This window comes from Paenarthrobacter sp. C1 (assembly GCF_049315185.1).
GTDB classification, from domain to species: Bacteria; Actinomycetota; Actinomycetes; order Actinomycetales; family Micrococcaceae; genus Arthrobacter; species Arthrobacter nicotinovorans.
In genome coordinates, this window is the sequence record NZ_CP186052.1 from 3074048 (window position 1) to 3099194 (window position 25147).

Here is a 25147-nt window from a genome sequence, read left to right on the forward strand (position 1 = left end):
GGTCATGCCGCATCCGGGCTGGAGCAACTTCAGCTTCGACGGGATCGGCACACGGTGGGAAATTTCGACGCCGGATCAGCTGGCTCCCGTTCTCACCGGGGAGTTGCTTGCCGCTGTCGAAGCGTACGACATGACGTGGTCGCGTTTCAGGGCCGATTCCTTGGTGGCCCGCCTCTCCCGCGGTCCGGGCAGCATCACGTTGCCGGACCACGCCACCGGGCTTCAGGAACTGTATGCCACGGCCTACCGCTTGAGCGACGGGGCCATGACCCCTCTTATTGGAAGCAGCCTGGAAAGGCTGGGTTACGACGCCAGCTACTCCCTCATCCCGACGGGAGCAGCCCAGGCACCACCCCGTTGGGAGGACGTCCTTGAGTGGACAGGCACGACGATGACCGCCAGGGAACCCTTGGTGGTGGACATCGGCGCGGCCGGAAAAGGCCAGCTGGTGGACCTGTTGGGAGGGATACTCCGGGGAGCGGGCATCGATGATTTCCTGGTGGATGGCAGCGGCGACATGCTTCATTCGGGGGCCCATCCCGTCAGTGTCGCGCTGGAACATCCTTACAACCCACGACAGGCCATTGGGACCGTCGAGTTGGACAACGCGGCGCTGTGCGCTTCGGCGGCCAACCGCCGGGCATGGGACGACGGCCTGCACCATGTCCTGGACGGCACCACCGGCAAGCCGGTCCGCACCACAGTGGCCACGTGGACCATGGCGGCGAGCGCCCTGGTCGCGGACGGGTTGGCCACGGCATTGTTCATGGTGGATCCTGCACCGCTTGAGAAGGAATTCGAGTTCTCGTGGCTCAGGGTCTCTTCGACGGGCAGTGCCGCGTTTTCGTCGGGTTTTGAGGGGAGACTGTTCACATGATTGCTGCCAAGTCCCGCGTTGACACCTGGTTGGGCCGCTTCACCATGTACCGCTTGATCCTGTGGGTCCTCGGGGTGCTGGTGGTGTACAGCATGATCCTCAACGTGCTGGGGTGGCTGACCTTCGGCCTGCTGGAGATGCTGGTCCACCTGCTCCTGTGCTTGGGCGTTACGTATGGATCGAACCGTTTGCTCGCCGTCGTATTCCGTGTCAGACCACACACGGAGTCTTCACTCATCACGGCTTTGCTCCTCTACTTCCTGTTCTGGCCCGCTTTTGGGCTCACCGACATGGCCGGTGTGGCGCTGGCATGCGTATTGGCGAGCGTGTCCAAGTACGCTTTGGCCTTTCGCGGCAGGCACATCTTCAATCCGGCCGCCGCTGGCGCATTCATCACCGGCCTGACCGGCTTGAATATTGCTACGTGGTGGGCGGCAACCCCGGCGATGCTGTGGTTGCTGGTGCCGGGCGTTCTGCTGGTCCTGTACCGTACCCGCAAGCTGCTCATGGCCACTGTGTTCCTCGTGGTGGCAAGCGGGATCATCACCCTTGAGCTCCTGAACCGGAGCATGACCTTCGGGCAGGCTTTGTGGCAGACCCTGGCCCAACGGCCCCTTCTGTTCTTCGTGGGCTTCATGCTGTCCGAGCCGCTCACCCTTCCTCCCCGCCGCTGGCAGCAGCTGGCGCTTGCCGCCGTCGTGGGTGTTGTCTTTGCGGTTCCTTACAACTTCGGGTTCGTGGCCAATTCCCCGGAACTGGCGCTGCTGCTGGGCAATCTCATCGCTTTCTTCCTGGGCCAACGGGGCGGGGTGGAACTGACGTTCAAGGAATCACGCGTCTTGACGCCCGGGAGCACGGAATTCCGTTTCGAACCGGCGCGGCCGGTACGTTTTGACGCAGGCCAGTTCATGGAGCTGAACCTGCCGCATTCGCGTTCGGACGGCAGGGGCCGACGTCGGATTTTCAGCATCACCAGCGCTCCCGGTGCGCCTGAAGTGACTTTTGGCGTGGGTACCGCCGAGCCTTTGTCGAGCGCCAAGAAAGCATTGCTTGCCCTTCGGCCAGGGGAAACCGTTTCCGCCACTGCCGTTGGTGGGGACTTTCTTCTCCCGCACGACGCCGGCAAACCGGTCCTGTTGATGGCCGCAGGTATCGGGATTACGCCTTTCTTGTCGCAACTGGCGGCCGACGGCACCGCCCGCGACACCGTGGTGCTGTATCTGGCGAAGAGCCGGGACGAGCTGGCATGGGTGGAACAGCTGGAAGCCTCAGGAGCTACCGTGATTGCCCGGCTCGCCGACGGTTCCACTCCCCCGGAGTTCATGCGCGACGCCGGCACTTCCAGAATCGATGCAGCGCGCCTGAAGGAACTGGTTCCGGACATCGCCGACAGGGAAGTATTCGTCTCCGGCTCACCCGCCAGCGTTGATTCCCTGCGGTCCGCGGCACGCGGTGCAGGCGCCCGACGGGTCCATGTTGACTCGTTCGCCGGGTACTGAAGCGACGCGGGCGGCTCCCGCTGATGGTGGGACTCACAACGGGCCGGATGTGGGCCCGTGTTGCAGTTTTCATTTGCGGTGCCGTGGCTGCTAAGCTCTAGGACGTCCCACCGGCAACGGAGGGATACCCTGGATGCCCTCGTAGCTCAGGGGATAGAGCGTCTGCCTCCGGAGCAGAAGGCCGTAGGTTCGAATCCTATCGAGGGCACAAACGAAAACCCCGCCAGTCCTGCTGGCGGGGTTTTCTGCATGCCGGCTACCGACTATCACTTACGGGCTTGCCGGGACCATGCCGCAAAATTGTCCGGCCTTGCTCCTAGGCTGATCCCAGTTGGTCTTTCCGATAGCAAAAGGGGTTTGCCGTGATGTGTTCCATCGTCCCGCCGTACATGCTTCGCAGGATTGCTGCCCAGAACGAACCCCGGCTCCGGGCGGTTGCCCGTGCAGCCAAGGAATCCCTGCTGCACATCAAGGGCCTGCAGGCCATCCGGACCGCTCCGGTTCCCGCGGCACCGCCCAGCGCACGGCAGGCCAAGCCAGGGCCGCCCAAGCGGACCATCTTCGATGCCCTCACCACTGAGGATCTTCCCGGTCAGCTGGTTCGCAAGGAAGGCGCTGCCCCCGTCGGGGACGCCGCGGCTGACGAAGCATATGACGGACTTGGTGGAACGCACCGTTTGTACGGTGAAGTTTTTGGGCGGGATTCCATTGACGATGCCGGACTGCCGCTGGATGCCACTGTCCATTACGGAAAGCTCTACGACAATGCCTTCTGGAACGGCAGCCAAATGGTTTTCGGAGACGGGGACGGACAAATCTTCCAGAGGTTCACAAAATCCGTCAGCGTCATCGGACACGAACTGGCCCATGGGGTCACGCAGTACACAGCCAACCTGGCCTACCGCAACCAGGCCGGCGCGCTCAATGAGTCGATGTCGGACGTTTTCGGCGTCCTGGTGGAGCAGTACATCAAACAGGAGTCCGTGGAGCAGGCCAGTTGGTTGATTGGACAGGGTTTGTTCACCGAGCAGGTCCAGGGAGCAGCCCTCCGCTCCATGAAGGCTCCCGGTACCGCGTACGACGACGACATCCTGGGCAAGGACCCGCAGCCGGACTCGATGGACAGCTACGTCCGCACGAGTGCGGACAACGGAGGCGTGCACATCAACTCGGGCATTCCAAACCGGGCCTTCTATCTGGTGGCAGCAGAACTCGGCGGCAAGGCCTGGGAGGCACCGGGCCAGATTTGGTACGGGACCCTGACCAGCGGGGCACTCCCTGCTACGTGCACTTTCGGGAAGTTCGCCAGGACGACACTGGCCACGGCCGAGGAACTCTTCGGCAGCGGATCACCGGAGCATGACGCCGTCCGGAAGGCGTGGGACACTGTGAAGGTCAAGGTTTAGTCACGAGGCGGGACCGGACGCGCTGCATCCGGACCGCCCACGGGCTGACGTCGCAGGGGTAGAACGAGAAGCCGCCAGTCATGAAAATTACGGTTCAACGCAGTGGAGGAATCGCCGCGATGACACGTGTCTGGAGTGTGGAAGCCGTATCCCCGGATGAGAAGGAGCGATGGCTTCCGATTGTCGAGGCCTGCCCCTGGGATGAAGCCAAGGGCCAGGCCCGGGCGGTCAATGAACCGGACCGCTTCATGTACTCGATCCGGGCCGGACAGCACCGCGCCACCCTGCCGGACCGTGCCGTGACCGGACCGTGGCAGGAACTGATCGAGTGCGCCAAAGCCGAGGGCTCCGAGTCGCGGGGAACCACCGGCCGGCGCCGTTAGCCAGCACTTGACGCCGTCAGATGGCTTCGGCCAGTTGCCCTCGAAAAGCCCGGCGGTAGCTCTGCGGACTCGTGTCGAGCACTTTGGCGAAATGGTGCCGCAGCAGGACCGAATGCCCGAATCCGGCTTCGCGGGCGACTTCGTCAATGTTCAGCTCTGTGGTTTCCAACAGTTCCTGTGCCCGGAGCACCCGCTGGGAATTCAGCCACGCCGCGGGCGTGGTCCCGGTTTCGGCCCGGAAGCGCCGGGCGAATGTGCGTGGTGACATGTGAAGCCGTGCTGCCAGTTCGTTGACGCTGTGTTCCTCGTCAAGGTGTTCCACCATCCACCGCAACAGCGCTTCCATGGGCGCCGATCCGCACGTCGGCATCGGCCGGTCGATGAACTGGGCCTGCCCGCCGTCGCGGTGCGGCGGTACCACCATATCGCGGGCGATGGCGGCGGCCACGTTGGCGCCAAGCTCCACGCGGACAAGGTGCAGGCAAGCGTCAATGCCCGCTGCAGTGCCTGCACTGGTGATGATGGTGCCGTCCTGTACATAGAGGACGTTCTCATCCACGATCACGGATGGATACCGGCTGGCCAGGTCCCGGGAATAGTGCCAGTGCGTAGTACAACGCCGCCCGTCCAGCAGTCCTGCCCGGGCAAGCGCATATGCTCCTGAGCAAATGGACATCACCCACGCTCCCCTGGCATGCGCCGCCCGCAAGGCTTCGAGGACGGATTCAGGGACGACTTTATCCCGGCCAAACGGCGCCATGATCACGAGGTCGGCATCGGCCGCCGCCTCAAGGCCAAGGTTGACGTGCAGGGAGAGTCCGGACTTCATGCGGACGTCCCCCGGCTCCGGGGTAACGACACGGAAGTCAAAGGCCGGAACTCCAGCCCCGCGGTCCGATCTGTCGATCCCGAAAACCTCGAAGGCCGTGCCGAACTCGAACACGGAGAAGTCCGGAACCACGATCACTGCGACTGTTTTCAACATACTTCCAGTGTGGCAGAAAATTATCTAAATGGGGCATTTCTGCCACTGTTTCTTGCGCCTGCACAGGAGCAATCTGGAGACATGGAAATCTTCGGAATCATCCTCTTCATCGTCCTCATCACCGCCGTCGCAGCCACCATCTCAGCCCTGCTGAAAGACGGACGCGGCCACAACCCTCCTGTCACGTCAAGGGAACCCTGGAGCGCCTTCGAGGCACCCAGCGCCCCGTACTGGAATCCACGCATCTACTAGGTCATGCCAGCCCACTGCAAGGTCAGCCCGACATCTACAATCGGCGCCCGCCAGTCCAAGGATTACTGCAGAGATCCTTTGACCGGCGGGCGCCCTTCTGTATGCCTGGCCGCCGCACCGTGGCGCATGGGCTAGATTCACTTGCATGATCCAAACCTCCGCCCGGCTCCTGCAGCTGTTGTCACTGTTGCAGGTCCGCCGGGAATGGACAGGCCCCGCCCTTGCCCACCGCATGGGAGTCACTGAACGTACTGTGCGTCGGGACATCGACAAGTTGCGTAATCTCGGATACCCCATACATGCCTCCCCCGGCATTGCCGGCGGGTACCAACTGGGGGCCGGCGCCCAATTGCCGCCATTGCTCCTGGACGACAACGAGGCCTTGGCCGTGGCACTGGGCCTCAACTCCGTGGCTGCGGGGCCTGTGGCAGGGATCGGCGAAGCGTCCGTCCGCGCTTTGGCAAAAGTGGAGCAGGTCCTTCCCTCCCGGCTCCGCCCCAAATTCGCCATGCTCAAGGCCGCCGTCACAACGCTTCCCAGCAACGCTGCCAGCGTCGATCCCCAACAACTGACCGTTGTCTCGGCGGCAATATCGGATCGGCGCCAGATCTCCTTTGATTACGTCAAGTCCGATGGCGACGCTTCACGCCGGCTGGTCGAACCCTACAGGTTGGTGGACACGGGACGGCGCTGGTACCTGGTTGCCTGGGACGTGGAACGCGAGGATTGGCGAACGTTCAGGGCCGACCGGTTTGCCTCGCTGCCGACCGAGCGGAAGAAGTACGCGCCCCGTCCATTGCCGGCGGAGGACCTGGCGGCCTACGTCCAGCAATCCATTACCCGCTCCCCCTACAGGTTCGACGTCGTTGTGCGCCTCCGCGCCCCGCTCGCCGAGGTCGCCGCCGTCGTCAGTTCCCAGTACGCGACGCTGACGGCCGACGGAGCGGAAGCAACGATCCTGCGGTCCGGATGGGACAACCTGGCGGCGCCGGCAGCCTACCTCGCTGCCCTGGACCTGGACTTCGAGATTCTCGAGCCGGAGGAATTCCGGTCATTTGCACGGCACCTCTCGCACCGGCTCAGTGCCGCCGCCGGGCCTGAAACAAACAGCGGAGCTGTCGCTGCGGACGCCGAACCCCGGCCACAGTAGACTGGCAGCAGCCATGACACTTCAAATTTCCTACCCCGCAGAGCTGCCCGTCTCCGAGCGCCGCGAGGATCTGATGGCGGCCATTGCCGCAAACCAAGTGACCATCATTGCCGGCGAGACCGGCTCGGGCAAGACCACGCAGATCCCCAAGATGTGCCTCGAACTCGGCCTCGGTGACAAGGGCCTGATCGGCCATACCCAGCCGCGCCGTCTGGCGGCCCGCACAGTGGCCGAACGCATCGCCTCCGAACTGGACGTCGAAATCGGCCAGGAAGTGGGCTTCCAGGTCCGTTTCACCGGCGAGGTCAGCGCCTCCACCAAGATCAAGCTGATGACTGACGGCATCCTGCTCGCCGAAATCCAACGGGACAAACTGCTCAGGAAATACAGCACCATCATCATTGACGAGGCCCACGAGCGAAGCCTCAACATCGACTTCATCCTGGGTTACCTCAAGCGCATCCTGCCGCAGCGTCCGGACCTGAAGATCATCATTACCTCGGCAACCATTGATCCCCAGCGCTTCGCCAAACACTTCGGCAGTGATGAAGAGCCTGCACCCATCATCGAGGTCTCCGGCCGCACCTACCCGGTGGAGATCCGCTACCGCCCGCTTACACAGCCTGCGGACGCTGATGACGAGACCTCGGACGACGAACTCGAAGAAGACCGCGATCCCCTTGACGCCGTCTGCGATGCCGTGGACGAGCTCGCCAAGGAAGCACCGGGAGACATTCTCATCTTCTTCTCCGGCGAGCGTGAAATCCGCGACGCCGCCGAGGCCATCAACGGCCGCATCCAAAGCAACCGGCGCCTTGCAGGCACCGAAGTCCTTCCCCTCTTTGCCCGGTTGAGCCTCCAGGAACAGCACCGGGTCTTCAATCCCGGGGGTAAACGTCGCATCATTCTGGCCACCAACGTGGCCGAAACCTCGCTTACTGTCCCGGGTATCAAGTACGTGATCGACACCGGCACGGCACGCATCTCGCGCTATTCGCACCGCACCAAGGTCCAACGCCTGCCCATCGAGCGGGTCTCCCAGGCATCGGCCAACCAGCGTTCAGGCCGTTGCGGCCGCGTGTCGGAGGGCATCGCGATCCGCTTGTATTCGGAAGAGGATTTCGAATCACGTCCGCAGTTTACGGATCCCGAGATCCTCCGGACCAACCTCGCCGCTGTCATCCTGCAGATGACTGCCATGGGTGTTGCCCGCGGACCCAAGGACGTGGAGAACTTCCCGTTTGTGGAACCCCCGGAGACCAGGGCCATCAACGACGGCGTGACCCTGCTGCGCGAACTCGGCGCCTTAAGCCCGGCGAAGTCCGCCGACGCCCGCGGCAACGGCCGAAGCGGCGGTGGACTGACCGCCGTCGGGCAGAAACTCGCCCAGCTTCCTGTCGATCCCCGGCTTGGCCGGATGATCGTGGAAGCAGGAAAGCGCGGATGCGTCCGCGAAGTCATGATCCTCGCCGCCGCGCTGACCATCCAGGATCCGCGTGGACGGCCAACGGACAAGCAGCAGCTCGCCGCGGAAAAGCATGCCCGTTTCCGCGACGATATCTCGGACTTCACCGGATTCCTCAACCTCTGGAACTACATCCAGGAGAAGCAGCGCGAGCTGTCCTCCACTCAGTTCCGCAAACTGTGCCGCAACGAGTTCATCAACTACCTGCGCGTGCGCGAATGGCAGGACCTTTTCACACAACTCCGGCAGCTGGCCAAGCCCCTGGGCATCGCGCTGGATAACAAACGCGAAGCCGACCCCGTGGGGAACTACGAGGGCATCCACATCAGCCTGCTATCCGGGCTGCTCAGCCACATTGGCCTGCTCGATGAGCGCAAGCGCGAATATGCCGGGGCACGCGGAAGCCGTTTTGCGATCTTCCCCGGTTCGGCGCTGTTCAAGAAGTCACCCACTTTCGTCATGGCCGCAGAATTGGTGGAGACCAGCAGGTTGTGGGCTCGCGTTGCTGCCAAGTTCGATCCCTTATGGGCCGAGCAGGTGGCCCCTGATCTGGTGAAGCGAACTTACAGCGAGCCGCACTGGTCCTCCCGCCAGGGTGCGGTACTGGCCCACGAAAAGGTCACGCTCTACGGAGTGCCCATCATTCCGAACCGCCGGGTAAATTACGGACGCATCGATCCGGAGCTCTCCCGCGAGTTGTTTATCCGGCACGCGCTTGTGGAAGGCGAATGGAAGACCCACCACAAGTTCTTCCATCGCAACCGGGCACTCCTGCAGGAAATAGAAGAGCTCGAAACCCGCATGCGACGGCGCGACATCCTGGTTGACGACCAGACTCTCTTCGAGTTCTATGACGCACGCGTGGGCAAGGACGTGGTCTCCGAGAGGCACTTCGATAAGTGGTGGAAGGATGCCCGGCAGTCGGATCCCCATTTGCTGGACTTCGATCAATCGCTGTTGATGAGCGAAGACGCCGAGGCGCTGGATGACTCCGCGTATCCCAAAACGTGGCTTCACAAGGGCTTCGAGCTTCCCCTGAGCTACGAGTTCCACCCTGTGGCACCCGGATCCGCTCCCAATCCTTCCGACGGCGTTACCGCTGAAGTTCCGGTACTTTTCCTCAACCAGCTGGACGATGCCCCGTTCCGCTGGCAGATTCCCGGCCAGCGGGTTGAGCTCGTCACGGCGCTCATCAAATCCCTTCCAAAGCAGGTACGGAAAAACTTCGTCCCGGCACCGGATGTGGCCAGGCAAGCCACCGCGGCGTTGGAAGCGGACTTCGATCCCGCCGTCGACGAGCTGGAGCCTTCCCTGGAGTTGGTCCTGCGCCGGCTCAGGGGGCACATCATTCCGCCCGGCTCGTGGAACTGGGATGCGGTACCTCCGCATTTGCGCGTCAGCTTCAAAGTGGTGGACAGCAAGGGGAAGGTCCTGGACGAGGGCAAGGACCTCGCTGAACTGCAGGAAAAACTGGCACCGGCCACGCGCCGCGCCATCGCCGAATCACTGGGTGCCACGCCGGCAACCACGCTGCGGACCCCCAGTGGCAAGGGAACGGCCAGCCAAGCCGCGCCACCAGCCGGAGCCCCGGCACCTGGCGAAGGAACGGTAGCCGAACGGACCGGCATCACCGAGTGGGATTTCGGCACCGTGGATCGCCAGGTCAGCCGTGCTGTGAAGGGGCATGCCGTCACGGGGTTCCCCGCCCTGATGGACGAGGGGAAGTCAGTGGCCCTGCGGGTGTTCCAAAGCAAGGCAGAGCAGGAAGCCGCCATGCGAAGCGGCGTAATCCGGTTGCTGGCCCTGCGGATTCCTTCTCCGGACCGCTATGTGCTCGAACACCTGAGCAACACCGAAAAGCTCACCTTCAGCCAGAACCCCCACGGTTCGGTGAGCGCCCTGATTGCGGACTGCGCATTGGCTGCGATCGACAAACTCGTACCCCAGGAACTGCCATGGGACAGGGAGTCCTTCGATGCTCTCTATGAGGTAGTCAGGGCAGAACTGATCGACACCGTTTTCACGGTGACGGCCGTCGTCGAACGCATCCTGGCCAGTACGCGGCGCATCCAGAAAGCGCTGAAGTCCAACGCCAGCCTGCCGCTCATCAGCGCCCTCAATGACATGAAGAGCCAGTTGGAGCAATTGGTCTTCCCCGGTTTTGTGGCACAGACGGGCTACGCCCAGCTCAGCCAGCTGCCACGGTACCTGCAGGCCATTGAGAAGCGGCTGGAGAAACTTCCAGGCAACGTGCAGCGGGACAGCCTGAACATGGGCATCGTGCAGGCGCTGGAGGATGACTACGACGACGCCGTGTCGGCGCTGCTCCCGGGACGGCGGGCGGGTGCTGAGTTAACCCGGGTGCGCTGGATGATCGAGGAGCTGCGGGTGAGCCTCTTCGCGGTCGAACTCGGCACGGCCTATTCCGTTTCGGAGAAACGCATCCGCACGGTCCTCAACCAGGCACTGGCCCCGGCGTAACCCGAAGCACAAAAAACCCGGCGGTGCGTGTACAGCACCGCCGGGTTAAGAAGAACGCGGAGTCAGTCTTCCGGGACAGCGTCTCCGTGTCCGGCTGAACGCAGCGCGGAACGCAGCTTTACGGCCGTCGCGTCCATCACCGCAGGGTCCGGGTTGTGATCGACATTGTGGATCTCAAAATCTGCTGTGGAATACGCAGGCCAGACGTGGACATGCAGGTGGTCCACTTCAAAACCCTCCATCAGGACGCCAACGCGCTTGGCGTCGAAGAGCCCTTCCTGCACCTTGCCGATGCTCTGGGCGACATCCATGACCTTGGCCAGAAGCTCCGGCGTGGCATGCGTCCAGGAGTCCACTTCCTCACGCGGAACCACCAGGGTGTGGCCCTGGGTAATGGGGGCTATGGTCAGGAAAGCCACCACTTCCTCGTCTTTCCACACGAAGCGGCCCGGGATCTCCCCGTTGATGATCCTGGTAAACAATGTGCTCATGCGTCTGCCCTTTCGGAGGGTTCCTGAAGTGTTGCGGTATCCAGCACAAAACGGTACTTCACGTCGCCGGCCACCATGCGGTCGTAGGCCTCATTCAACTGCCCGGCGCCAACAATCTCGATGTCGCTGGCCACTCCGTGCTCGGCACAGAAGTCCAGCATTTCCTGCGTTTCCTCGATGCCGCCAATCAAGGAACCGGCGTAGGCGAGGCGGCGACGGATAAGCAGGCCGGGGCTGACCGGGGGCATGTCGTCGGCAGGAAGCCCGAGTTGGAAGAGTGCACCGTCCAGCCGAAGCGTACGGAAGTAGGGGTTGAGGTCGTGCGGAGCGGCGACGGTATCAATAATGACGTCGATGCTGCGGTTGGCAGCCTCCATCGCGTCGGCGTCCTTGGACAGCACCACGTGGTCCGCGCCAAGTTCCCGGGCTGCGTCAAACTTCGACTCGGAGGTGGTGAACACCGTGACTTCCGCGCCCATGGCTTTGGCGAGCTTGACCGCCATATGGCCCAGGCCGCCCAACCCCACCACTCCAACGGAGTCGCCTTCTTCAACATCGAAGTACCTCAAGGGCGAGTAGGTGGTAATCCCGGCACACAAAAGCGGAGCTGCCGCAGCAGGGTCCAAGTTCCCGGGCACTCGGAGCACGAAGCGCTTGTCCACCACCACCGCCGTCGAGTATCCACCCTGGGTGACGGCGTCTTCGTGGCGGGGATCGGCTGCGCCGTAGGTGCCCACGTTGCCGCGCTCGCAGTACTGCTCCAGTCCTTCAAGGCAGCTGTCGCATTCACGGCACGAGTCCACCATGCAACCCACGCCAACACGGTCTCCGACCGCGAAGTCCTCCACGGCGGATCCCACCCTGGTCACGCTGCCAACAATTTCGTGACCGGGAACCAGCGGATACGGGGGCTGCCGCCATTCTCCCCGTGTTGCGTGCACGTCAGAGTGGCACAGGCCGCAGAATTCGATGGCGATCTCCACGTCGTCTTCACCAGGCTCGCGGCGGGCCACTGTCAGGGGCACGAGTCCGCTAACCGGCGAAGTGGCGCCATATGCCGCAGCCAACACTCCAGTGGAGGGCTCGGAACCGGCAGTGTCCAAAGAGATGGTCTTCGCGAGGGGCGGGGGAACAGGACGTCCAGGATTCATGCTTCGACGCTACTCCCGTCGGACCGGCTCATGCTACTTGGGCCGTCGGCAGCGTCACCATAAGGACCCTCTCCGACCACTACCTCATTCGCCCCGTTGTTCGACCATTGCGAAAACGAACCGGGGAACAAGGCCGCGCTGAAGCCTGCAATTTCCAGGGCAGCGATCTCGTGGGAGGCGGTGACGCCGGAACCACAGTACACAGCAACCCTGGATGATGTGTCCAAACCCAACGCCTCGAACCGGCGCCGCAGCTCTTCGGCAGGAAGGAAGGTGCCCGCCTCCGAAACGTTCTGCGTGGTAGGCGCGCTGAAGGCACCGGGAATGTGCCCGGCCCGGGGATCGATGGGCTCCACCTCGCCTCTGTACCGCTCCCCTGCCCGGGCATCCAACAACACTCCATCGCGGCTCCACTCCGCCGCTTCCTGCTCAGTAATGGACGGCATTAGGCCATCGCCCAGGGAGACATTCCCGACGGCGGGACGCGCCTCGCCGGCTTCCAGGGCGTAGCCGTGTGAGCGCCAGGAGGACAGGCCGCCGTCGAGGAGGTAAACGGAGTCCACCCCCGCGTTGCGGAGCATCCACCACGCCCGGGCGGCGGCCATGCTGCCGCTGTCGTCGTACGCAACCACCGTGTCGCCGTCGTTGATCCCCCAACGGCGGGCCGCCTCCTGGAAGCGGTCCGGCGAGGGCAAAGGATGGCGCCCGCGTCCTGGAGCGGCATGGTCCGCAAGTTCCGTCGGGAGGTCCACGAAGACCGCCGCCGGAAGATGGGCCTCAAGGTAGTTCGCGTGCCCGTCTGTCCGGCCAAGGACCCACCTCACATCCAGGAGTACGGTCCGCTCTCCCGATTCAAGGCGCCGGTGCAGCTCAGTGGCAGTCATCAGGGTGGCCATGGGTTCTCCTTCGTCCGGGGGTGATGGCCCCGTTGCTGCCGGAACCACGTTTCCAGCCTAGGCTTATCCGGTGAGCAATTCGTGTATTCAGGACCGGACCTGGGCCAGCGAGGCCATCCGCACCATCGAGGCCGAAAACAACCGCTCGGCGGACACGCATCTGTACGCGGTGCCCCTGCCGGAACACTGGGGCGTGCAGCTGTACCTCAAGGATGAGTCCACGCACCGCTCGGGCAGCCTGAAGCACCGCCTGGCGAGGTCGTTGTTCCTCTATGGCCTCGTCAACGGCTGGATTACCGAGGGCACCACCATTGTGGAAGCGTCCAGCGGCAGCACGGCCGTCTCTGAGGCGTACTTTGCCCGGTTGATCGGCCTGCCCTTCATCGCCGTGATGACCAAAACCACCAGTCCGGAGAAAATCGCCCTCATTGAGGACTTTGGCGGCTCATGCTTGCTCGTGGACCATGCATCGGAGGTCTACGCCGTTGCCGAAGAGACCGCACGGACGTCCGGCGGCCACTACATGGACCAGTTCACGTACGCCGAGCGGGCAACGGACTGGCGTGGCAACAACAACATCGCAGAATCGATCTTCGAACAGCTTGCCCTCGAAGAGCACCCGGTGCCCGAATGGATCGTTGTCGGAGCAGGCACAGGCGGGACCAGCGCAACCATCGGCCGATACCTTCGCTACAACCGTTACCCCACACGCCTGGCGGTGGTGGACCCGGAAAACTCGGCCTTCTACCCTGCGTGGCGGGACGGCAACGCGGCGGCAGCGTCCGGTCTGCCTTCCCGCATCGAGGGCATCGGCCGGCCCCGCTCGGAACCAAGTTTTGTTCCGGCCGTCATCGACCACATGATCCAGGTGCCCGACGCCGCATCCGTCGCGGCCATGCGCCACCTCCGCAAACTGACCGGGCTTCACGCTGGCCCTTCCACAGGCACCAACTTGTGGGGTGTCTGGCAGCTGGTCGCCCGGATGGTGGCCGAAGGACGCAAAGGCAGCATCGTTTCACTCATGTGCGACGGCGGCGACCGTTATGTTGGCAGCTATTACGACGCCGGGTGGCTCGCGGCCCATGGCCTGGATCCGGCTCCACACGAGAAAGTGCTGGACCGGTTCCACGACACAGGAGTGTGGCCCGGCTAGACCTCTACCGACTCCCGGGGCGCGAGCCGCGTGTAGCTGGTGCCGTACCGTGCACCGATCCGCGTTACATGACCCTCGACGACGCCACGCCCGAGTTCGTTGAGCAGGCCGTCGTGGACCGGGAAGGCCCTGGGGGCGCGGACGGAAATGACGAAGTCCACAACCTCGCCGATCTTGGACCACGGGGCGTGGATGGGGACCAGCAGTGTTTTGACTTCGATCCCGTCCGGGACCACGAAGGAGTCTCCGGGGTGGAACACGTTGTCGTCCACAAGGTAGCCGATATTTGCCACCACCGGGATCTGGGCATGGATGAGGGCGTGCTGTCCGCCGAAAGTCCGGATGCTGAAACCGGCGACGTCAAAGGATGAACCGGGGTCGACGGAGTGCACGCGGTCGGCGATGTCACTTTCTTCCTGCAGTGCGGCAGCTACCCTGGCCGGCGCATGGACCACCAGGTCAGGATTGCTCCGCAAAGCTTTGATGACCTCCGGGCTGTCGAGGTGGTCGTTGTGCTCGTGCGTTACCAGCACGGCGTCAGCTCCGTTCAACGCTTCGGCGGATTCGGAGAACGTCCCGGGATCAATCACCAGGACTTTTCCTTCCTTCTCCAACCGGACACAGGCGTGGGTGTACTTGGTGAGCATCATGAGGCCAGCCTAGGGGCGGCCGCTGAGAGTTTCCAAGCAGCCGCTGCTGGTAAAATCGAAGTTTGCCAGCATCCCCACGGAAATGAGCCTTTTCATGCCACACGGCACCAATTCCGCCACTACGGGCCCGGCCGGGCCGGTCACCGGCGGCGTCAAGGAGCAGCGCGTCACCAAGCAGCGCTTGGCCGTGAGTGCAGCGTTGGACGAATTGGATGACTTCGTCAGCACCCAGGAGCTGTACCGCCTGATGCAGAACAAGGGCATTTCGGTGTCCTTGGCTACCGCCTACCGCATTCTCCAGTCCCTGGCCGATGATGGCCTCATCGACGTCCTCCGAAATGGTGAGGGTGAGGCCGTCTACCGTCGCTGCGCCGTCACGGGCCACCACCACCACCTTCTGTGCCGGAACTGCGGCAAGGCCGTCGAGGTGGAGGCACCCGCCGTCGAGACCTGGGCAGCACGCACGGCTACTGAACACGGCTTCACCGAAGTAGCCCACACAGTGGAGATCTTTGGTCTGTGCCCCGAGTGCACCGCCAAAAAGGCCGCAGGAAAACTCTAGAGAGCCCCGGCCGGCTGGTCCCGCGTGACCCGGCCGTTCAGGCCGCGGTTGCTCCGCACCCGGCCAATAATCCGGCACACCACGTAAATCAGGAAAGACAACGTCGTCACATACGGGCTGATGGGGATGCGGCTGCCGAGGGCCAGCAGAATGCCGCCCACAGTGGCCGTCAACGCGAAGGCTACACTCAGGACCACCACCAGCTTGGGTGAGGTGGTCACACGCAACGCCGCCGCTGCCGGCGTAATCAGCAGCGCGAGGACAAGCAGCGCACCGACTATCTGGATGGACAGGGCAACACTGATGCCCAGCAGCACCATGAAGCCGATCGCCAGGCCGCGCACGGGAACACCCCGGGCTTCAGCCATTTCCGGGTCGACGCTGGCAAAGCTCAGGGGACGCCAGATGGCGAGCAAGGCGATCATCACTACCACCGCGGTTCCCGCCAACGCCTGCAGCTGAACGGTATCCACCGAGACAATCTGTCCGGTCAGCAGTCCGAACTTGTTGGCAGCCCGGCCTTCATACAGTGCCAGGAACAGAATTCCCAGGCCCAAGCCAAAGGGCATGATGACGCCGATGATTGAGTTCTTGTCCCGCGCCCTGACACCCATGAAGCCGAGCAGGACGGCGGCCGCCACCGAACCGATCAGGGAACCGAAGATGATATCGGCTCCGATCAGAAGCGCGAAGGCCGCCCCGGCAAAGGAGAGCTCGGAGATGCCGTGGACGGCGAAGGCCAAATCCCGTTTCATCACGAACGTCCCAACCAGACCGCCCAGGAGTCCCAGTACGGCACCGGCCCAGAGCGAGTTCTGGACGAGGACCAGCAGTTCGCCGTAGTTCTCGAAGTTGAAGATGGTCTGCAGAATGGTGTCCAGATCCACTTAGAGGTCCTCCCCTGCACTTGCGTGGGCGTCGTCATGGAAGTGCGTGGTGGCGTCCGGCAGACCGACGACGACGATCCTCCCGTTGGTGTGGATGACCTCCACATGGCTGTCGTACAGTTCGGACAAGACTTCCGTAGTCATGACCTCCTGCGGCGTTCCGACCCGGAACTGGCCACCGGCCAGATAGAGCACGCGGTCCACGTAGTCGATCACGGGATTGATTTCGTGCGTCACGAAGACCACGGCGCTGTTCCGCTCGTGGCATTGCTGGTTGATCAACGAGCTGACGCCCTGCTGGTGGTGAAGATCAAGGGAGAGAAGAGGCTCGTCGCAGAGCAGGACCTGCGGTTCAGTGGCCAGCGCCTGGGCAACCCTCAGCCGTTGCTGTTCGCCTCCGGAGAGCTGCCCGACCGGCACCTTGGCGTAGTCCGACGCTCCTACCAGTTCCAACAACTCGTCGATGCGCTGGTTGACCTTGCCGGACGACAACCGGATACCCCAGCGATGTCCGTCGATGCCCAGGCCCACCAAGTCCCGTGCGCGCAAGGGTGTATCCGGCGCGAAGGACTTCTGCTGCGGAATGTAGCCGATCCGCTTGCTGCCCCGTTCCACCGGATGCCCACCCAGGGACACGGTTCCGGAGTGCAGTTCCTGCAATCCCAGGAGGACCTTGAGGAAGCTGGTCTTGCCGCTCCCGTTCGGGCCGAGGACGGCGAAGAACTCACCCGGGTTTATGTCGAGGTCGAGGTCCCTCCAGAGTGTCCTCTTGCCGAACTGCAGGCTGGCTCCGCGGAGGCTCACTACGGGTGTCAAAGGTTGTCCTCGATCCATACGCTGCTGTGAACGTAGTTTGTTGGGGGCCGCTGCCTGGCGTCCGGGTGGGGGCGCTACCGGCGGCGGTGGCGGCAGGCAAAAGGCCCCGCAGCCATCCTGAACATCTTAGGACGCCAGCGGGGCCCTTAACCGCATTGCCGGAGCCGGAAACGCCTACTTCTTCAGTGCGGATGAAACCGATTCCACATTGTCGGTCATCCATTGGACATAGTCCTTGCCCTCGGGCAGCGTTTCAGTGAAATTCAAAACCGGCACGCCGGCAGCCTCGGCTGCCCGTTTGACAGTTTCGGTCTGAGGACCGGCAGTCTGCTCGTTATAGGCCAGGAAACGGACCGAACCGACACTGAGAAGATCAGTGGTTTCCTTCATGACGGCGGGCGGAACGTCCGTGCCCTCTTCCACAGCAGCGCTGTAGGCTTCCGGGGTCTTGTTCTCAAGGCCCGCGGCTTCCAGGAGGTACAGCGGCACAGGCTCCGTGATCGCCACGGGAGCGTGCCCGTCCGCAGCCTTCACGGCGTCGAGCTTTCCGGTCAGTTCAGTGAGCTTGGCTTTGAAGGCGTCTGCGTTGCCCGTAAAGGTCGCGGCCGAGTCCGCGTCCAGGCTGCCGAGCTTGCTTGCCACGGCATCGGCGAGCTTGCCCATGGCGTCCAGGTTGTACCAAACGTGCTCGTTGAACTCGCCGTGGTTATGCGTGTGGCCGTCCTCGGAGTGGGCCTCTTCGCTGTGGCTTTCCCCTTCGGGGGCGAGCCCTGAAATTTCGACGGCGCTGATCATGTTCTCATGGCCGATTTTGGTTTCATCGGCAATTTTGTGCAGGAATTCGTCATAGCCCCCGCCGTTCTCCACCACGAGCTTGGCTTTGGAGATCACCAGCTTGTCCTGGGCACTGGCCTCATAGGAATGAGGATCCTGGCTGGTCTTGGTGATGATGGCGTTGACGTTCACCTTGTCTCCGCCGATTGCTTTCACAATGTCGCCGTAGACGTTGGTGGACGTGACAACTTCGATGGCCCCGGAAGCCGAAGGACTGTTAGCTCCGGCCGTTCCGGCGCAGGAGGACAGCAGGAGCGCGGCCAGTCCTGCGGAAGCGGCTACGGACAGGCGGGCGGCGTAACGACGCACGTAAACCTCGGATCTACTCAAAATGAGAATCAAACACAATTACTGGGCAGATCCCAGTGTAGCCCTAATTGGGAATGATTCCTATTTAGCGAAAGGCGGGCATCGATTGAAAAATCGATGCCCGCCCGCACTCCAAGCTCTCAGGCGGTTATGCCTGGGCTTGTTGACCACCGAAGCGTCGAATGCCTGTCGCCTGGGTGGCATCGCGGATTTCGCCGACCAGCTGCTCGATGACGTCTTCAAGGAACAAGACGCCCTGGGTGTCTCCACCGGCGCCAACAACACGGGCCAAGTGCGAGCCGGTGCGCTGCATGACGGACATGGCCTGCTCGATCTCGTCGTCCGGTGACAGGTTGGCCAAGGACCGGATGCGCCCCTCGGCAATGGGGTGCCTGCGACCCTCGTCCGGGATGGACAGAATGTCCTTCACGTGCAGGTATCCGGCCAGTTCGCCGTCGTCGTCCACCATCGGGAAACGGGAGAAGCCGGTACGGCTGACCGCTTTTTCCAGGTCGACGGGCGTGGAGGCCGTCTTGAGCACCACCAGCTTGTCCAGGGGCACCATGATGTGGGAGGCCGTGTGCTCCGAGAACTCCAAAGCACCGCTGAGCAATCCGGTCTCATCGTCCACCAGGCCGTGCCGGGTGGATTCCTGGACAATCGACTGCACTTCCTCAAGCGTGAACGACGAAGACACTTCGTCCTTCGGTTCGATTTTCATCAACCTCAGGATGTGGTTCGCCAACCAGTTGAGGGACCAGATGACCGGGTTAACCACGCGTGCGATGAACATCAAAGGTGGCGCCAACAGAAGGGCCGCCTTGTCCGCCACGGAAACCGAGATGTTCTTGGGGACCATCTCACCGAACGTGACATGCAGGAACGTGACGAACAGCAACGCGATCACGAAAGCGGAGATATCCGCCAGTTCGACCGGTACGCCCAGCAGTTCGAGCGGCTCCGCCAGGAGATGGTGAATGGCAGGCTCGGCAACCTGGAGGATCAGGAGCGAGCAGACGGTAATGCCCAACTGCGCACACGCCAGCATCAGCGACACATTCTCCATGGCGCGCAATGTTGTCTGCGCCCGCTTGGAGCCGGCCTCGGCCAGGGGTTCGATCTGGCTGCGGCGTGCCGACATAACGGCGAATTCGGCACCGACAAAGAAGGCATTGCCGATCAAAAGGACGACAAGCCAGACAATTCCTACCCAGTCACTCATACGGCACCTGCCTCGTGGTGGTTGGATCCGGCGTCGGCCTGCTCGTCATCACGGACTACGTGGTGGAAGCAGATCCTGTCGATTCTGCGGCCATCCATCCTGGTGACTGTCAGGGTGCCTCCCGGCGTTTCCACGACATCCCCCACCTTGGCTATCCGGCCAAGCTGGCTCATGACGTAACCACCCACGGTTTCATAGGCAGACTCGTCGGGAACGGTGAGATTCGGGATCTGTTCCGACACTTCATCCGGCCGCAGCAGGCCCGGAAAATACCAGTCGCCTGTCGCGCTCTGCAGGACGCCGGGCCGGACTTTATCGTGCTCGTCAGCGACCTCTCCAACGATTTCTTCGACCAGGTCTTCAAGGGTGGCAATGCCCGCCGTGCCGCCGTACTCGTCAAGCACGACGGCGAGTTGCAGGTTGCCTTCGCGCAGTTCAGACAGGAGGGCATCAAGGTGGATGGTCTCAGGGACCTGAAGGACATCGGTCATGATGGCACCGGCCTGGAGCTTGGCCCGACGTTCAGCGGGTACGGCCACAGCCTTTTTGACATGGACCACGCCGCGGATATCGTCCGTGGAATCGCCAATGACGGGGAAACGGGAATATCCGGTACGCCTCGCGGCGTCAAGGATGTCAGTCACCGGCTGGTCGGCGTCGATGGTCTCCATGCGGATCCGGGGCGTCATGACGTCCGCCGCGGTCCTTCCGGAGAAGTTCAAAGTACGGGCCACAAAGTTGGCCGTACCGGCATCCAACGTCCCGAGTTCGGCCGACCGGCGCACCAAGGATGCGAGCTCAGCAGGTGTCCGGGCTCCCGAGATCTCCTCCTTGGCCTCCAGGCCAAACAGGTTCAGGACCTTGTTGGAGAACCCGTTCAGCACCACGATGGCCGGCTTGAAGACGGCAGTGAACATCAGTTGGGGTCGGGCAAGCCGCTTCCCAAGCGGGAAGGCGAGGGCGATGGCCATGTTCTTGGGGACCAATTCGCCCAGAAGCATCGACAGCAGCGTGGCGAAGGCCATGGCCACGATCAGGGCAACGGAGTGCACGACCTCGCTCGGGAGGCCCAGCAGGCCGAGCGGCCCGAGGAGCAACTGCCCGACGGAAGGCTCCATGACGAAACCAGTCAACAGCGTGGTCAGTGTGATGCCCAGCTGGCAACTGGAGAGCTGGGTGGAGAGCGACTTGAGGCACTTCAGCAACGGAGCCGCAGCGTGGTCGCCATTGTCAACAGCGCGCTGGACGCTTGCCTGGTCGAGGGCCACCAGGGAGAACTCAACAGCTACAAAGAAGCCGGTCCCGAGGATGAGGGCAAAACCGGCGAGAAGAAGAATCCATTCCACTTAGCGCATCCCTCCAAGGGCAGGCGCGTGCAACGGGGTTAAGGCCTTCGGCTCGGGGAATCGCCCCGGCGGAGGCTGGTCGGGTGCAGCGGACGCACGGTCTGCGGCACCACCGGCAGTGAACGCCGGCGCGTGATGGGCATGTGAACGGGTATTGCCGGCTCGACGGGCACGCTGTGCGGAGTTGCCAGATTGGCTCCCCCGACAGTTCCCAGGCCGGCACCTAGATTTACTGTCCATAAGACTTTCAGTCTACAGTCCGGCAACCGTGGTCTCCCTCAGGAGGGCCAACTTCGCAACAAAAAAGCAGAGCCACGCCACTAAGTCAGCCGCAACATGATTTAGGTCACCACTATTGGCAGTTAACCAACGATCCTAACTAGACTGTCAGGGGTCTGAGTTCGCGGGACCCGGACCCTGTCCCATCGTTGCGGAAAAGCAACTTTGGCCAGCGGGAAAACAACACTCATGGAAGAGGCGTATTTCAAGTGCCAGAGCAGCCCAGCCACCGTCTACCAGAGGAATTTGGCGGAAACGAGTGGCTCGTTGACGAACTGTACGAGCGGTACCAACAGGACAAGAACTCGGTGGACACCAAATGGTGGCCGCTCTTCGAATCCTTTGCTTCCGCTGACGGCACTTCTTCCAACGGAACCTCTGCAGCCCCATCAGCTGCCAATCCCCCTACCCAAGTACTTCCCGTCGTAGCTCCGGCTGCAGCGGCACCGGCACCGGCGCCGGCGGCCCCCGCAGCAGCGCCGGCCGCCGCCCCCGCGGCTCCGGCCGCACCCGCTCCGGCGAAAAAAGCACCTGCCACGGTTGCCCGGGACGGAGCAAAGAAGCCCGCCGCCGGCACCGCTGCACAGCCGATCCCTGCCCAGCTGCCCAAGAGCAACAAGGCCCCGACAGCGCCGGAAGAGGACGTGGTTTCCGTCCTCCGCGGCCCGGCCAAGGCCATCGCCACCAACATGGTCACCAGCCTCGAAGTGCCTACCGCTACCAGCGTCCGGGCTGTTCCGGCCAAGTTGCTCATCGACAACCGCGTCGTCATCAACTCCAACCTTGCCCGTGCCCGCGGTGGCAAGGTCTCCTTCACCCACCTCATCGGTTACGCCGTTGTCCGTGCGCTTTCCCAGTTCCCGTCAATGAACGTCTACTACGACGAAATTGACGGCAAGCCGAGCGCCGTGCAGCCCGCGCACGTCAACTTCGGCATCGCAATCGACATGCCCAAGCCCGACGGCACCCGCCTGCTGATGGTTCCAAACATCAAGAAGGCCGAGACCATGGACTTCGCGGAGTTCTGGCACACCTACGAGGACCTGATCAAGCGTGCCCGCAACGGCAAGCTCACGGCTGACGACCACGCAGGAACCACGGTCTCGCTGACCAACCCCGGCGGCATCGGCACCGTGCACTCGGTCCCGCGCTTGTCCAAGGGCCAGGCGGCCATCATCGGCGTCGGCGCACTTGACTACCCGGCCGAGTTCCAGGGCGCCAGCGAGAAGATCATCGCCCAGAACGCCATCAGCAAGATCCTCACCCTGACCTCCACCTACGACCACCGGGTCATCCAGGGCGCAGGCAGCGGCGAATTCCTCAAGCTCGTCCACCAGCTCCTCCTCGGCGCGCAGAACTTCTACGACGAGATCTTTGAAGCCCTGCGCATTCCCTACGAACCCGTTCGTTGGAGCCCGGACCTGCAGGTGGATCCCGCGGACGAGATCAACAAGGTTGCCCGCATCCAGCAGCTGATCCATTCCTACCGCGTGCGCGGCCACCTCATGGCTGACACCGATCCGCTGGAGTACGTGCAGCGCAAGCACCCTGACCTTGACGTCCTGACGTATGGACTCACCCTGTGGGACCTCGACCGCGAGTGGCCTACCGGTGGCTTCGGTGGCAAGCCGCAGCTTAAGTTCCGCGACATCCTCGGCGTGCTCCGCGATGCTTACTGCCGCACCACAGGCATCGAGTACATGCACATCCAGGAACCGGCCGAACGCAAGTGGTTCCAGGACCAGCTGGAGCACCCATACTCCAAGCCGAGCCGCGAAGAGCAGCTGCGCATTGTCTCCAAGCTCAACGCTGCAGAGGCCTTCGAGACCTTCCTGCAGACCAAGTTCGTCGGCCAGAAGCGGTTCTCCCTCGAAGGTGGCGAGTCCCTGATTCCGCTGTTGGACGCCGTCATTTCGGACGCCGCTGACGACGGACTGGATGAAGTTGCCATCGGCATGGCCCACCGTGGCCGCCTCAACGTGCTGACCAACATCGCTGGCAAGACCTACGCACAGGTCTTCCGCGAATTCGAAGGCACCCAGGATCCCCGCTCCGTCCAGGGCTCCGGCGACGTCAAGTACCACTTGGGAACCGAAGGTACCTTCACCTCGGACAACGGCAAGCAGACCAAGGTCTACCTCGCCGCCAACCCGTCGCACCTTGAAGCAGTCGACTCGGTGCTTGAGGGCATCGTCCGCGCCAAGCAGGACCGCCTGGATCAGGGCGAGTCCTTCCCGGTGCTGCCCATCATGGTCCACGGTGACGCCGCATTTGCCGGCCAGGGCGTGGTTGCGGAAACCCTGAACCTCTCGCAACTTCGTGGCTACCGTACCGGCGGTACCATCCACGTGATCGTCAACAACCAGGTCGGCTTCACCACTGCACCGTCCTCTTCACGTTCCTCCACGTACTCCACCGACGTCGCGAAGATGATCCAGGCACCGGTGTTCCACGTGAATGGCGATGACCCCGAAGCCGTGGTGCGCGTTGCGCAGCTCGCCTACGAGTTCCGCCAGCGATTCCACAAGGACGTCGTCATCGACATGGTCTGCTACCGCCGTCGCGGCCACAACGAAGGCGACGACCCCTCGATGACCCAGCCGCTCATGTACAACCTGATCGAAGCCAAGCGCTCCGTCCGCAAGCTGTACACAGAGTCGCTCATCGGCCGTGGGGACATCACCGAAGAAGAAGCAGAGCAGCTGCTTCGCGACTACCAGGAGCGCCTGGAGCGGGTCTTCGCCGAGACCCACGCCGCGCAGACGTCCCCGATCCCGATCATCACCGCGGACTCCGCGGCCGTTTCGGACATCGAGCGTCCCATTGCCCAGCAGGCGGACTTCGGGACCAATGCCCCCACGTCCACCGCGATTTCCGCTGAGACTCTTGCCCGCATCGGCAAGGCCCACCTGGAAATCCCCGAGGGCTTCACCGTCCACTCCAAGCTCAAGCAGCTGCTGGAGAAGCGCGAGCAGATGTCCCGTGAAGGCGGTATCGACTGGGGCTTCGGCGAAATCGCTGCCTTTGGTTCCTTGATCATGGAAGGCGTACCTGTGCGCCTTGCAGGGCAGGACTCGCGCCGAGGCACCTTCGTTCAGCGCCACGCCGTCTTCCACGACCGTGCCAACGGCAACGAGTGGCTGCCCTTGGGCAACCTCTCCGATGACCAGGCCAAGCTGTGGATCTACGACTCCCTGCTGTCCGAATACGCGGCCATGGGCTTCGAATACGGATACTCGGTGGAGCGTCCGGATGCGCTCGTTCTGTGGGAAGCCCAGTTCGGTGACTTCGTCAACGGCGCCCAGACCATCATCGACGAGTTCATTTCCTCGGCTGAGCAGAAATGGGGCCAGCGCTCCTCACTGGTGCTCATGCTCCCGCACGGCTACGAAGGCCAGGGCCCGGACCACTCCTCGGCACGCATTGAGCGCTTCCTTCAGATGTGCGCAGAAGACAACATGATCGTGGCCAACCCCACCACCGCGGCCTCGCACTTCCACCTTCTGCGCCGCCAGGCATACAGCCGTCCGCGCAAGCCGCTGATCATCTTCACACCCAAGCAGTTGCTGCGCCTCAAGGGCGCCGCTTCCGCCGTCGAAGATTTCACCACGGGTGGCTTCAGGCCCGTTATCGGCGATCCGGAAGTCCAGCCGGCAAACGTGGACCGGGTCATCCTGGTCTCCGGTCGCTTGTACTACGACCTCCTCTCCAACCGCCAGAAGTCCGGTGACACGTCCACGGCGATCATCCGCGTGGAGCAGCTGTACCCGCTGCCGAAGGCTGAGATCGAGGCCGAGCTCGCCAAGTACCCGAACGCTGACATCGTTTGGGCGCAGGACGAGCCCGCCAACCAGGGCCCGTGGCCCTTCATGGGCCTGAACCTGGCACCGGAACTTGACCGCAAGCTCCGCCTGGTCTCGCGTCCGGCGTCGGCATCCACGGCTGCCGGTTCCATGAAGCGCCACGCCGCAGAACAGGATGCCCTGATCAAGCAGGCATTCGAACGTAAGTAAAAACGAAACTGCCCGGCCTGAGGAGCGATTAGCACGCCTC

20 protein-coding genes and 1 tRNA gene are annotated in these 25147 nt (G+C 63.0%); 11 read left to right on the forward strand and 10 right to left on the reverse strand.

Translation table 11 applies throughout. From position 1 onward, the window contains the following. Window positions 1-4: 4 nt before the first annotated feature. From ACNAOU_RS14410 to ACNAOU_RS14430, 5 genes are all read left to right on the forward strand, one after another. Window positions 5-877 (forward strand): FAD:protein FMN transferase, encoded by an 873-nt coding sequence (locus tag ACNAOU_RS14410; RefSeq protein WP_422757119.1) that lies wholly within the window; start codon window positions 5-7, stop codon window positions 875-877. After that, window positions 874-2376, forward strand: coding sequence for an FAD-dependent oxidoreductase (locus tag ACNAOU_RS14415; protein WP_422757120.1), 1503 nt, complete (start codon window positions 874-876; stop codon window positions 2374-2376). The genes ACNAOU_RS14410 and ACNAOU_RS14415 overlap by 4 nt, the downstream gene beginning before the upstream one ends. A 135-nt stretch (window positions 2377-2511) precedes the next feature. Beyond that, window positions 2512-2584, forward strand: a tRNA-Arg gene (locus tag ACNAOU_RS14420). A 157-nt stretch (window positions 2585-2741) separates the two neighbouring features. Continuing rightward, window positions 2742-3782, forward strand: a complete 1041-nt coding sequence (locus ACNAOU_RS14425; protein ID WP_018776364.1) for a M4 family metallopeptidase — start codon at window positions 2742-2744, stop codon at window positions 3780-3782. Between the two features lie 80 nt (window positions 3783-3862). Next, complete coding sequence (locus tag ACNAOU_RS14430; protein WP_026266931.1) at window positions 3863-4165, forward strand: protealysin inhibitor emfourin; 303 nt, start codon at window positions 3863-3865, stop codon at window positions 4163-4165. A 16-nt stretch (window positions 4166-4181) separates the two neighbouring features. Here ACNAOU_RS14430 and ACNAOU_RS14435 read toward each other — a convergent pair whose 3' ends face one another. Then, complete coding sequence (locus tag ACNAOU_RS14435; protein WP_422757121.1) at window positions 4182-5150, reverse strand: GlxA family transcriptional regulator; 969 nt, start codon at window positions 5148-5150, stop codon at window positions 4182-4184. Between the two features lie 81 nt (window positions 5151-5231). On the opposite strand from ACNAOU_RS14435, the gene ACNAOU_RS14440 reads away from it, so the two are divergent. The 3 genes from ACNAOU_RS14440 to hrpA all read left to right on the forward strand — a co-directional run bounded on the left by ACNAOU_RS14440 (window position 5232) and on the right by hrpA (window position 10498). Beyond that, on the forward strand, window positions 5232-5402 hold the full coding sequence (locus ACNAOU_RS14440) for a hypothetical protein (RefSeq protein ID WP_018776367.1): 171 nt from the start codon (window positions 5232-5234) through the stop codon (window positions 5400-5402). Window positions 5403-5547: 145 nt separating this feature from the next. Further along, window positions 5548-6552 (forward strand): helix-turn-helix transcriptional regulator, encoded by a 1005-nt coding sequence (locus ACNAOU_RS14445; RefSeq protein ID WP_018776368.1) that lies wholly within the window; start codon window positions 5548-5550, stop codon window positions 6550-6552. 13 nt (window positions 6553-6565) lie between these two features. After that, window positions 6566-10498 carry an ATP-dependent RNA helicase HrpA gene (gene hrpA / locus ACNAOU_RS14450; protein WP_422757122.1) on the forward strand — a complete coding sequence of 1311 codons (3933 nt, stop codon included), beginning with the start codon at window positions 6566-6568 and terminating at the stop codon, window positions 10496-10498. A 62-nt stretch (window positions 10499-10560) separates the two neighbouring features. On the opposite strand, the gene ACNAOU_RS14455 is transcribed toward hrpA, so the two are convergent. From ACNAOU_RS14455 to ACNAOU_RS14465, 3 genes are read right to left on the reverse strand one after another with little or no spacing between them, the layout of a single operon-like run. Then, window positions 10561-10989 (reverse strand): HIT family protein, encoded by a 429-nt coding sequence (locus ACNAOU_RS14455; RefSeq protein ID WP_018776370.1) that lies wholly within the window; start codon window positions 10987-10989, stop codon window positions 10561-10563. Continuing rightward, a complete protein-coding gene (locus tag ACNAOU_RS14460) occupies window positions 10986-12140 on the reverse strand; it encodes an NAD(P)-dependent alcohol dehydrogenase (RefSeq protein WP_039242072.1) in 1155 nt (384 codons plus the stop codon). Before ACNAOU_RS14460 ends, ACNAOU_RS14455 begins: the two co-directional genes overlap by 4 nt. Continuing rightward, entirely contained in the window at window positions 12137-13036 is a 900-nt protein-coding gene (locus tag ACNAOU_RS14465; protein WP_422757123.1) for a sulfurtransferase, read from the reverse strand. Before ACNAOU_RS14465 ends, ACNAOU_RS14460 begins: the two co-directional genes overlap by 4 nt. Before the next feature lie 70 nt (window positions 13037-13106). On the opposite strand from ACNAOU_RS14465, the gene ACNAOU_RS14470 reads away from it, so the two are divergent. After that, window positions 13107-14189 (forward strand): PLP-dependent cysteine synthase family protein, encoded by a 1083-nt coding sequence (locus tag ACNAOU_RS14470; protein WP_039242076.1) that lies wholly within the window; start codon window positions 13107-13109, stop codon window positions 14187-14189. Here the strand turns inward: ACNAOU_RS14470 and ACNAOU_RS14475 are convergent. Further along, complete coding sequence (locus tag ACNAOU_RS14475) at window positions 14186-14839, reverse strand: MBL fold metallo-hydrolase (RefSeq protein ID WP_193589751.1); 654 nt, start codon at window positions 14837-14839, stop codon at window positions 14186-14188. The two genes, ACNAOU_RS14470 and ACNAOU_RS14475, sit on opposite strands and share 4 nt — an antisense overlap. Before the next feature lie 94 nt (window positions 14840-14933). On the opposite strand from ACNAOU_RS14475, the gene ACNAOU_RS14480 reads away from it, so the two are divergent. Next, a complete protein-coding gene (locus tag ACNAOU_RS14480) occupies window positions 14934-15401 on the forward strand; it encodes a Fur family transcriptional regulator (RefSeq protein WP_018776375.1) in 468 nt (155 codons plus the stop codon). Here ACNAOU_RS14480 and ACNAOU_RS14485 read toward each other — a convergent pair. From ACNAOU_RS14485 to ACNAOU_RS14505, 5 genes are all read right to left on the reverse strand, one after another. Next, window positions 15398-16288 carry a metal ABC transporter permease gene (locus ACNAOU_RS14485; RefSeq protein WP_018776376.1) on the reverse strand — a complete coding sequence of 297 codons (891 nt, stop codon included), beginning with the start codon at window positions 16286-16288 and terminating at the stop codon, window positions 15398-15400. The two genes, ACNAOU_RS14480 and ACNAOU_RS14485, sit on opposite strands and share 4 nt — an antisense overlap. Further along, a complete protein-coding gene (locus ACNAOU_RS14490; protein ID WP_193589753.1) occupies window positions 16289-17122 on the reverse strand; it encodes a metal ABC transporter ATP-binding protein in 834 nt (277 codons plus the stop codon). Window positions 17123-17278: 156 nt separating this feature from the next. Continuing rightward, window positions 17279-18280, reverse strand: coding sequence for a metal ABC transporter solute-binding protein, Zn/Mn family (locus tag ACNAOU_RS14495; RefSeq protein ID WP_422757124.1), 1002 nt, complete (start codon window positions 18278-18280; stop codon window positions 17279-17281). Between the two features lie 115 nt (window positions 18281-18395). Continuing rightward, window positions 18396-19469 carry a hemolysin family protein gene (locus tag ACNAOU_RS14500; protein WP_018776379.1) on the reverse strand — a complete coding sequence of 358 codons (1074 nt, stop codon included), beginning with the start codon at window positions 19467-19469 and terminating at the stop codon, window positions 18396-18398. Further along, complete coding sequence (locus ACNAOU_RS14505) at window positions 19466-20815, reverse strand: hemolysin family protein (protein WP_039242086.1); 1350 nt, start codon at window positions 20813-20815, stop codon at window positions 19466-19468. The genes ACNAOU_RS14500 and ACNAOU_RS14505 overlap by 4 nt, the downstream gene beginning before the upstream one ends. Window positions 20816-21303: 488 nt before the next feature. Here ACNAOU_RS14505 and ACNAOU_RS14510 point away from each other — a divergent pair, with 488 nt between their 5' ends. Beyond that, the gene (locus ACNAOU_RS14510) at window positions 21304-25107 is read left to right on the forward strand and encodes a multifunctional oxoglutarate decarboxylase/oxoglutarate dehydrogenase thiamine pyrophosphate-binding subunit/dihydrolipoyllysine-residue succinyltransferase subunit (protein WP_018776381.1); all 3804 of its coding nucleotides are present in this window, start codon (window positions 21304-21306) and stop codon (window positions 25105-25107) included. The last annotated feature ends 40 nt before the right edge of the window (window positions 25108-25147 follow it).

Coding starts and splice junctions, on each gene's coding strand:
- ACNAOU_RS14410 (WP_422757119.1), top strand. CDS start 5: ATGCCGCATCCGGGCTGGAGCAACTTCAGCTTCGACGGGATCGGCACA.
- ACNAOU_RS14415 (WP_422757120.1), top strand. CDS start 874: ATGATTGCTGCCAAGTCCCGCGTTGACACCTGGTTGGGCCGCTTCACC.
- ACNAOU_RS14425 (WP_018776364.1), top strand. CDS start 2,742: ATGTGTTCCATCGTCCCGCCGTACATGCTTCGCAGGATTGCTGCCCAG.
- ACNAOU_RS14430 (WP_026266931.1), top strand. CDS start 3,863: ATGAAAATTACGGTTCAACGCAGTGGAGGAATCGCCGCGATGACACGT.
- ACNAOU_RS14435 (WP_422757121.1), bottom strand. CDS start 5,150: ATGTTGAAAACAGTCGCAGTGATCGTGGTTCCGGACTTCTCCGTGTTC.
- ACNAOU_RS14440 (WP_018776367.1), top strand. CDS start 5,232: ATGGAAATCTTCGGAATCATCCTCTTCATCGTCCTCATCACCGCCGTC.
- ACNAOU_RS14445 (WP_018776368.1), top strand. CDS start 5,548: ATGATCCAAACCTCCGCCCGGCTCCTGCAGCTGTTGTCACTGTTGCAG.
- hrpA (WP_422757122.1), top strand. CDS start 6,566: ATGACACTTCAAATTTCCTACCCCGCAGAGCTGCCCGTCTCCGAGCGC.
- ACNAOU_RS14455 (WP_018776370.1), bottom strand. CDS start 10,989: ATGAGCACATTGTTTACCAGGATCATCAACGGGGAGATCCCGGGCCGC.
- ACNAOU_RS14460 (WP_039242072.1), bottom strand. CDS start 12,140: ATGAATCCTGGACGTCCTGTTCCCCCGCCCCTCGCGAAGACCATCTCT.
- ACNAOU_RS14465 (WP_422757123.1), bottom strand. CDS start 13,036: ATGGCCACCCTGATGACTGCCACTGAGCTGCACCGGCGCCTTGAATCG.
- ACNAOU_RS14475 (WP_193589751.1), bottom strand. CDS start 14,839: ATGATGCTCACCAAGTACACCCACGCCTGTGTCCGGTTGGAGAAGGAA.
- ACNAOU_RS14480 (WP_018776375.1), top strand. CDS start 14,934: ATGCCACACGGCACCAATTCCGCCACTACGGGCCCGGCCGGGCCGGTC.
- ACNAOU_RS14490 (WP_193589753.1), bottom strand. CDS start 17,122: ATGGATCGAGGACAACCTTTGACACCCGTAGTGAGCCTCCGCGGAGCC.
- ACNAOU_RS14500 (WP_018776379.1), bottom strand. CDS start 19,469: ATGAGTGACTGGGTAGGAATTGTCTGGCTTGTCGTCCTTTTGATCGGC.